Raw genomic sequence first — 2,713 nt, forward strand, 5'->3', positions numbered from 1 at the left:
GTGCAGCAGGTGCTGGCGCTCATCGGCGTCCAGCAGCGGCAGCTCGCCCAGCAACGCGCGGGCATCGCTGGCCAGGGCCAGCAGCAGGTGCTCGAAGTGCCTGGCCAGTTGCGTAATGGCCGGGGCATCGAAATGACCGCGGTCATAGCTCATCGACAACACCAGTTGCTCGCCCGCCTCCACCGCCAGGGTCAACGGGTAGTGGGTCTGCTCTTGCGCGATCACGTTGTCGAACACCAGCGACTGCGGCGACGCCTGTTGCAGCGCCTCGGCGATCGGGTAGTTTTCGAAGACCATGATCGAGTCGAACAGCGCCTCGCCCCCCCAGCCCGCCCAGCGCTGAACTTCGTACAGCGGCGAATGTTCGTGTTCACGCAAGGCCAGGTTGAGCGCCTGCACCTGCTGCACCCAGTCACCCACGGTCTGCTCGGCACGCGGGCTGCCCGCCACCGGCAGGGTGTTGATGAACAGGCCAAGCTGCTCTTCCACACCCGGCAGGTCCGCCGGGCGCCCGGCCACGGTGGCGCCGAAGGTCACACTGGCCTGACCGGTGTAGCGTTGCAGCAGCAACATCCACGCCGCTTGCAGCACGGTGTTGAGGGTCACGCGCTGATCCCGGGCGAACTCGCCCAGCCGCGCATTCGCGGCCTCGGCGAAGGCATGGCGGTGCTCGCCATGGCCCCGTCCCGGCTCCGCCGCGTGGAAGCACGGCGCCAGACGGGTCGGTTCATCCAGCTCAGCAAGTTGCTCGCTCCAGAAGCGTTCACTGGCCTGGGCATCCTGGCCGTGCAGCCACTGGATGTAGTCCTGGTAGCGACCGCGTGGCGCCGCTACCGCCTCGCCGCGGTAGTGCATCAGCACTTCGCCCAGCAGGCGCGAACTGCTCCAGCCGTCGAGCAGGATATGGTGGCTGGTGTACACCAGGTGCCAGGTGTCCTCGCCGGTACGCAGCAGGGTCAGGCGCAGCAGGGCCTCGCGTTCGAGGTCGAAGCCACGCTGCTTGTCGGCCTCGGCGTAGGCAGCCACTGCTGCCTCCAGGTCGGCGCGACCGCGCCAGTCCTGAACTTCGAACGGCACCGCCAGTTGCTTGCGGATCACCTGCAAAGGCTGGCCGAAGCTGCTGACGAAATTCGCCCGCAGCACGTCATGGCTGTCCACCACCGCTTGCCAGGCCAACTGGAAGCGCGGCACATCGAGGCCGCGAACGTCGGCGAGCATCTGGTTGATGTAGCTGGCGCCTTCCTGTTCGAACAGGCTGTGGAACAGCATGCCCTGCTGCATCGGCGACAGTGGATAGAGGTCGGCGATCTCGCCGGCCGCCAGCGGGAACTCGTCCAGTTGCATCTGGCTCAGGCCGGCCAGCGGGAAGTCCGACGGCGTCACGCCGCCCACGCCAGCGCTGACGCAGTGCGCGATCAATTGCGTCAGTTCGTCGGCGTAGTCGTCAGCCAGGCGCTGGATGGTCGCCGAGTCGAACACCTCGCCGCTGAAGGTCCAGGCCAGCGACAGTTCGCCGCCAGAGACCTGGCCGTCGATGCTCAGCAGACTGCCCAGCGGCGCCAGCGGGCTGACGCCCTGGCCACAGCTTTCGCTGGCCGCAACCAACAGGCCGTCGCTGACACCGGCATCGAACTGACCGAGGTAGTTGAAGACGATGCTGCCTTGCGCCAGCCCGGCAAGGGTGCTTCGCGCCTGATCGTTGCCCAGGTGACGCAGCACGCCGTAACCGATGCCCTTGTCCGGCACCGCGCGCAGTTGTTCCTTGATCGCCTTGATCGAGTCGGCCAGTTCCAGCGCCGGGGTCAACTTCACCGGGTACAGGCTGGTGAACCAACCCACGGTGCGGGTGATATCAAGGTCGTCGAACAGCTCTTCACGGCCATGGCCTTCCAGACGCACCAGGGTCTCGGTACGACCGGTCCAGCGCGCGATAACCCGCGCCAGTGCGGTCAGCAGCAGGTCATTGATCTGCGTGCGGTAGGCGGCGGGCGCGTCCTGCAGCAACTGGCGGGTCAGCTCGCGGTCCAGCCGCGTCGCCACCGACAAGGCATGCTGCTGTTGCTGGCTGCCCTCGGCACGGTCGCACGGCAGCGCATCGCTGACGCCGTGCAACTGCGCCTGCCACCAGCCCAATTGCGCCGCCAGCGCCGGGCTACCGGCATGGCGTTGCAACTGCTCGGCCCAATGTTTGAACGAGCTGGTCTTGCGCGGCAAGGCCGGCGCCGTGCCGGTCGCCAGGGCGACATAGGCGCTCTGCAGGTCTTCCAGCAGGATCCGCCAGGACACGCCGTCCACCACCAGGTGATGGATCACCAGCAACAGGCGCTGCTCGCCCTGCGGCAGGTTGACCAGCACTGCGCGCAGCAGCGGGCCGTTTTGCAGATCGAGGCTGCCTTGCGCTTCGTCGGCCAGTTCGGCCAATTGATCGCGGCTGGACAGTTCGCGTACCCACAGCGATTCACCGGCCTGCGCCTGGAACTGCGCGACGTCATGGCTGAAACGAGCCCGCAAGACATCGTGCTGGGCCAGCAATGCCTGCAACGCGGCATCCAGCACATCCGCCTGCAAGGCTTCACGCGGCGCCAGCATCAGCGCCTGGTTCCACTGGTGCGGTTGCGGAATCTGGCTGTCGAAGAACCAGCGCTGGATCGGCGTCAACGGCGCCTCACCGGTCACCGGCCCCTGCTCTGCCTGCACCGCCGAAGCACGGCTG

Annotated in this window: 1 protein-coding gene; it reads right to left on the reverse strand. The window is 67.0% G+C overall.

What is annotated here, in order from left to right; all coding sequences use genetic code 11:
• On the reverse strand, window positions 1–2,713 hold a 2,713-nt coding region (locus tag DM374_RS32375; RefSeq protein ID WP_225422681.1), incomplete at both ends, for a condensation domain-containing protein.

This window comes from Pseudomonas huaxiensis, from assembly GCF_003231275.1.
Classification (GTDB): domain Bacteria; phylum Pseudomonadota; class Gammaproteobacteria; order Pseudomonadales; family Pseudomonadaceae; genus Aquipseudomonas; species Aquipseudomonas huaxiensis.